Annotated in this window: 5 protein-coding genes and 1 pseudogene; 2 read left to right on the top strand and 4 right to left on the bottom strand. The window is 67.2% G+C overall.

The genetic code is table 11. The features are described 5' to 3' along the window. Window positions 1-254: 254 nt before the first annotated feature. The 4 genes and pseudogenes from KDJ86_RS05940 to KDJ86_RS05925 form a co-directional block, all read right to left on the bottom strand. Complete coding sequence (locus tag KDJ86_RS05940) at window positions 255-515, bottom strand: WGR domain-containing protein (protein ID WP_291743926.1); 261 nt, start codon at window positions 513-515, stop codon at window positions 255-257. Between the two features lie 255 nt (window positions 516-770). Continuing rightward, window positions 771-1,652: pseudogene (locus tag KDJ86_RS05935) on the bottom strand (DUF2493 domain-containing protein). A 351-nt stretch (window positions 1,653-2,003) separates the two neighbouring features. Continuing rightward, a complete protein-coding gene (locus KDJ86_RS05930; protein WP_291743925.1) occupies window positions 2,004-2,885 on the bottom strand; it encodes an oxygenase MpaB family protein in 882 nt (293 codons plus the stop codon). Window positions 2,886-3,071: 186 nt separating this feature from the next. After that, window positions 3,072-3,293 carry a hypothetical protein gene (locus tag KDJ86_RS05925; protein WP_291743924.1) on the bottom strand — a complete coding sequence of 74 codons (222 nt, stop codon included), beginning with the start codon at window positions 3,291-3,293 and terminating at the stop codon, window positions 3,072-3,074. Between the two features lie 604 nt (window positions 3,294-3,897). On the opposite strand from KDJ86_RS05925, the gene KDJ86_RS05920 reads away from it, so the two are divergent. Further along, window positions 3,898-4,410: a hypothetical protein gene (locus KDJ86_RS05920; RefSeq protein WP_291743923.1), complete on the top strand. Its 513-nt coding sequence runs from the start codon at window positions 3,898-3,900 to the stop codon at window positions 4,408-4,410. Next, the coding region (locus KDJ86_RS05915) for a pyridoxamine 5'-phosphate oxidase family protein (RefSeq protein WP_291743922.1) at window positions 4,407-5,643 on the top strand (1,237 nt) is incomplete at its 3' end. The genes KDJ86_RS05920 and KDJ86_RS05915, both read left to right, overlap by 4 nt.

The raw sequence follows: 5,643 nt of genomic DNA, 5'->3' as shown, positions 1-5,643 counted from the left end.
TTCTCGGCGGCCGCTCTCTGCGTTCCGGGTTTCTGGCTCATCTCCACTCCTTGGCGGTTACGATGAACCAGAAACCCTCCGTTGCTCAATCACCTCAAATCGTCCCACGGGTGCTGACGGCGGACAAGCGGCTCCAATCGGGAATAGGGTCCGCGGAACGCAACCAGGCATCAGCCCGGGTCGGCAGCCTCGATCGCAGCGAGGGACCGCGAGACCGTCAGGCGGCCGGGCGCCGCACCGTGAACGGGATGCCCTCAGCTGCCGTAACCTCGACGATACTTGGTCCGGGAGAGCTTCATCAGCGCATTGATTGCCTGCCCCTCATCGACATGCCGCTCGACGAGAACCTGTCCAGGGCAACCAATCCTGCCCCATTCGCGGATCAGGCAGAAGCCGCCGAAGAGATCGCGCTCGACGGTCATCCTGTAGAACCGTCTCATGTTCAGGGAAGGGTCGATCCGCTTCAGCTGGATCTCGCGGGGGTAGACCTCAGATTGCCCCGAACGGTTGAACATGCCAGGCCTCCGAGCCCATGGGATGGAATCTTCCCAGACAGCGCATGTTCTGTCAATGTTCTACGCCCTGACACATGGATGATCATGGCCGCATTGCGCGCGACCGTGACCGGTGTACGATCATGGACCTTCACTCACCAGGTGAACCAGCATCGTGGCACCTGCGTTCTCGGGACTATTGTTGGGACTGGCGCGAAAATCGGCACAGGGCAATGTCGAGAGAACGGCCCTGCCGAAGCAGGGCTGAGGTTTCGATCAAGCACCGGCCTTTGCCATGCGGTAGACCGGGATACCCATCTTGCGAGCCTTGTCGGCCAGGTTCTCCTGGATGCCGGTGCCCGGAAAGATGATGACGCCGATCGGCATGCAGTCGAGCACCTGGTCGTTGCTCTTGAACGGCGCGGCTTTGGCATGGCGGGTCCAGTCCGGCTTGAAGGCAACCTACGGCACCTTGCGGTTGCTGGCCCAGGTGGCCGCGATGCGCTCGGCGCCTTTCGGCGACCCGCCGTGCAGCAGCACCATGTCGGGATGCCTGGCGAGGATCTGGTCGAGCCGGTCCCAGATCGGCCGGTGATCGGTGGTTTCGCCGCCCGAGAAGGCAATTTTCGGACCCGGTGGAACGAGCCGTTCGGTCTCCGCGCGTTGCTTCGCGGCAATGAAGTCCCGGCTGTCGATCATGGCGGCGGTCAGCTGGCGATGACTGACCTTCGAGCCCGAGCCCGGCGCCCAGTTCGTGCCGGTGGCCCGGAGGTAGATGTCGGCGGCGGTTTCGCGGAAGAGCTCCATGCTCTCCCGTCGGCCGATGAGCCCCTGGCCGATGGCGATCAGGGTTTCGAGCTCGACGGATTTCACCTCGGAGCCGTCCAGCTCAAGATGGAGGCGCTTCTGCCCCTGCTCGTTGTCGTCCAGTCTGCGTTCGATCCGCTCGACGGCGCGGTGGAAGGTGTTGACAGTCGTCCAGAGGACCTCGTCGAGGTCGGAGTCGAGGCTGGTGTCGGCCATGGAGGAGATGAGGGCGTCGAAGATATCCGCGACTGCGGTCTGGATGACCTGGTCTTCGGGCTGGATCCGGGGATCGGCCTCGCCCTCGGCGGGATGGAATGGACTGTACATAATCACGCCGAGGACCGGCCACAAGTCATGACCCCGGGGGCGACGCCTCGATGCAGGGTTGGCGAAATCGGCCCATGCCAGCCATCCGTCACCTCTCGATCCGCTTCGGTGCGGCCCGTCATTGTGGACCTTCGATGCAATCGCGAAGCATTCGGAGTGCCGCTCTGCCGGTCAGCGGACCTTCTTCGCAGGCGGTGACAGGGCGACAGCGGTTCCGCTCCAGGCCCCGAAGTTCGGAAGGACTCTCAATGCGCCCTGCGGTCCGGGTCGTGCAGCGCGCATGCCGAAAGAAGCGGGCGAAACCGACGTCGCCGAACCACGCACAATTGAATGCCAGCGGTAGGACGCGGATCGGGAGTCCTGCGCGTCCGGACGTCAGACGCATTTCCGGTTCGTTCGCCCGGCTCTGCCGAACGTGCCGAGTTCCTCAATTGCATAGCCCTCGGGATAGGTGGGGCGGCGCACTTGTGTCAGGAGCCGCGGACGACGCCGGGCGGGAAGGATGCGCAATGCCCGTGCGCGAATCGCCAGAGCCGTCAGGAGCGCGCGGCGAGGCCATCGCGGCGCCGGCGGAAAGCCCATGGCCGCCAGGAGCGGCGTGTCCATGAAGGCACGGACGGCCGGCCGGCCGGCCCACAGCAGCCAGCGGGGCAGGTAGAAGCCAAGCAGCAGATCGCTCGTCGCGGTCGCGACGGCCTTGTTGGGTTCCGCGAACCGGAAGTTCCCGGTTTCATACGCCTCGTTGAAGCGCCGGAACGTCTCCAGGTCGCCCGGGATGTCTGGAATTCCCATATGCTCCCCAAGCCTCCTGTAGTAGTTGCACCATGCGCGCTGCTCATGCGGCGTCATCGGCCGCCGGCCGTATCGGTCCAGCCAGCGGATCGGCTCCATGACGAAGGTCGACAGGACATAGAGCATGTCGCCGTCGGCGATCTTGAAGCGGCCATGCATCTCGTTCAGCCGCTTGAGTGCCCGCCGCCCACGGTTGCTGTCGAAGCCGTTTTCCTGGATCTCCGCCAGGATCAGTTCGGTGTCGTCGTAGCGCTTTCGCGGCCGCCGTTCGAACTCGCCAGTGCGCGCCAGAAGGCCGGAGATCGCCGGCACCGCATAGGTCCGGAACAGCGCGAATTCGAGTGCCCGCTCGATGTCCCAGGCAAACTCCCAGGTCGCGAGAAGAAGCGTGATCTCCCGACAATCCTTCTCGACGTCGAGCGAAGCGATCCGCGACGCGAGCGTCCGGCTTGCATCCGGTGCCATCTCATTCGCCTTCCGGTGGTTGTGACCCCATCATGAGGCTCCGGCGACGGGGGCTCAAGCCGCTTACCGGGAAGAGCGCCGCGACCGACAAGCCCGCCAGCGAAAATGTTGAACGGCGCCGCTGCCCGTATTCACGCGCCGTGAGGACCGTCCTCGCCTGCAACCGGGTTCGGAGGAGAGATTGGCCTATGAATTCGATCTGACGACCGAGCGGGATCTGTCCGCGCCGGGTCCTCCCGCCGGGACGGCGCTGCGCGCGGTGGTGGCCTGGCCCGCCTGGTGGCGCTCGGTGCGGAAGATCGAGCCGCTCGCCGGCAGCCACCCGACCCTTGCCGGAACCGCGAGTGGCCGCGCGATCAGGGAATATCCGGCGTTGATCGTCAGGGCGATACCGAGATGCACCGCCATCCGCGTCGGCGGCCGAGCGGCGACTCCCTGGCGCACGGAGGCAGGGGCTCGGGCGCGCTGTCGGTCGGGGGGTGATAAGTTGGGACGGGGACGATATCCGTCGCCGATGGGATCATGACGGCCGGCCTGATTGTCCCTGTTGGATCGCTCCGGCTGGGATCGAACGCGACTTCAAGACTCACAATGGCGTCCGGATTGGTCTCCTGGGACCTCCGTACCGGCGGGATCGAACCTGAATACGATTCGAGTCCTGTTGGTAGGCGTTCCCGAAGTCTTGCCGGCACGATCACAAAAAGGCTCTGGAAGAGCCTCGACGCCAGGAAGGCTGGAAAGGGCTTCGGTAGCATAGGAGACTACAGCAACCGGGTTTGGTTCGATCCATGAAACGGCGAGGCGGTCAGGTTTTGCGAGGATCCGGGCGAACGATTCCGCTGATCGGTCGATCCGTGTCCCTCCACACGGAATGCGTCAGACGAGGCGGTCCGGCCGGCGCCGCGGCGCGCCCCGGCTTCGCTCGGGTTCAAAGCCTGATGCGGCCGTCGTCGCGACCGGTTACATGCGGTCCGGTCCGGGAGCGTCGGGCTGTCACGACGGAGATGTCAGGATGACCTCGGCCCCACCCGAATGCGGCGCCCCGGAGCCGCGCCCGGTCGTGCCGCCCGCCCTGGTCGCCTTCGCCCAAAGCGGGTGCGGCGTCGCGATCGCGTCGAGCGGCGCGGACGGCGCGCCGATCCTCGGGCTCGGTGTCGCGTGCCGCATCTCGGCCGCGGGGGTCTTCCGCATCCTGCTGGGGGAGACGGCCAATCCTGCGCTCCTGTCGGCGCTCGCGGACGGGCGGCCGGTGGCGGTGACCTTTACCGCCACGCGGAACCACGACTCGTTCCAGGTGAAGGCGGCGCGGGCCGAGTTACGTCCCGCCTCGCCCGACGATCTGCCCGAGATGGACCGGCAGAACGCGCTCTTCCGGGACGGTCTCGTCGAGATCGGCTATTCGCCGGTCCAGGCGGCCGGCTATTGCGTCTGGCAGAGCGACGACCTGGTGGCGATCGAACTCGTGCCGGAGCGGGTGTTCACCCAGTCGCCGGGCCCCGGCGCCGGGACGGAGATCGCGCGATGAGCGGTCTCCGCCTCGACGGGCTGCGCCGGGCGATGGAGGGTGTCGTGGCCTCGGTGCTCGCGACCTGCGACGCGAACGGCATCCCCAACGTCTCGATGATCAGCCAGGTGCATTACGTCGATCCCGAGCGGGTCGCGCTCTCCTACCAGTTCTTCAACAAGACCCGCCGGAACGTCATGGAGACGCGGCGGGCGACGGTACTCGTGACCGACCCCGAGACGCTGGGACATTTCCGCCTCGCGCTTGCCTACGAGGGAACGGAGACCGCCGGTCCGCTGTTCGAAAGCATGAAGGCCAAGCTCGCCGGCATCGCCTCGCACCACGGGGTGGAGGACGTCTTCCGCCTGCTCGGTTCGGACGTCTACCGGGTGCTGTCGGTCGAGGCGGTGCCGGGGCCGGTCGTGCCGCTGGTCACGAACCGGCCGTCGCTCCTCGCGGCGACCCGGCGGACCTGCGCGGCGCTCGACGGCTGCGCGGACCTCGACGAACTCCTCGACTGCACCACCGCCTGCCTCGACCGGGATTTCGGCATCGGCTGCTCGATGGTGCTGATGGCGGGGGGCGAGGCGGGGCGCCTCTACGCCGTCGCCTCCCGCGGCTACCCGGTGACCGGAGTCGGCGCCGAGGTGGCGCCGGGCGAGGGGGTGATCGGCGTCGCCGCCCGCGAGAATGCGCCGATCCGCATCGGCCACATGACCCGCGAATACCGCTACGGCGAGGCGCTGAGCGATTCCGCGCGCCGGAGCGGCCTCGTCGCCGACGCCCCGCGCCGGATCGCCTTTCCCGGCCTCGCCGCCCCGCGCAGCCAGATCGCGCTGCCGATCGCCGAGGCCGGATGCGTCGTCGGCGTGCTTTTCGCCGAGGCCGGCGAGATCAACTGCTTCGGCTACGAGGAGGAGGACGCGCTGGCGCTCGTCGCCGGCCACCTCGCGGCGCGGATGGCCCTGCTGCGCCAGGAAACGCAGGAGGAGACGCCTGCCGAGGCGATGTCCCCGGCGCCGGCCGACGGGCAGCTGACCGTCCGATACTTCCGCGCGGACCAGAGTGTCTTTCTCGACCGCGACTACCTCATCAAGGGCGTCGCCGGCGCGATCCTCTGGCGGCTCCTGCGCGAGCATCTCGCCAACGGCCGCAACGAATTCACCACCCGCGAACTCCGCCTCGATCCGGCGCTGCGCCTGCCCGCGCATTCGGAAAATCTCGACGCCCGCCTGATCCTCCTCCGCAAGCGCC

Origin of the sequence: Bauldia sp. (genome assembly GCF_020442045.1) — a bacterium.
Lineage (GTDB): Bacteria > Pseudomonadota > Alphaproteobacteria > Rhizobiales > Kaistiaceae > Bauldia.
Note: the sequence above shows the minus strand (reverse complement) of the source record. Positions and strands in the feature narration are given on the sequence as shown.

What these genes read in the sequence shown, in the direction of transcription:
- KDJ86_RS05940 (WP_291743926.1), bottom strand. Translation starts at nt 515, where the DNA reads ATGTTCAACCGTTCGGGGCAATCTGAGGTCTACCCCCGCGAGATCCAG.
- KDJ86_RS05925 (WP_291743924.1), bottom strand. Translation starts at nt 3,293, where the DNA reads ATGGCGGTGCATCTCGGTATCGCCCTGACGATCAACGCCGGATATTCC.
- KDJ86_RS05930 (WP_291743925.1), bottom strand. Translation starts at nt 2,885, where the DNA reads ATGGCACCGGATGCAAGCCGGACGCTCGCGTCGCGGATCGCTTCGCTC.
- KDJ86_RS05920 (WP_291743923.1), top strand. Translation starts at nt 3,898, where the DNA reads ATGACCTCGGCCCCACCCGAATGCGGCGCCCCGGAGCCGCGCCCGGTC.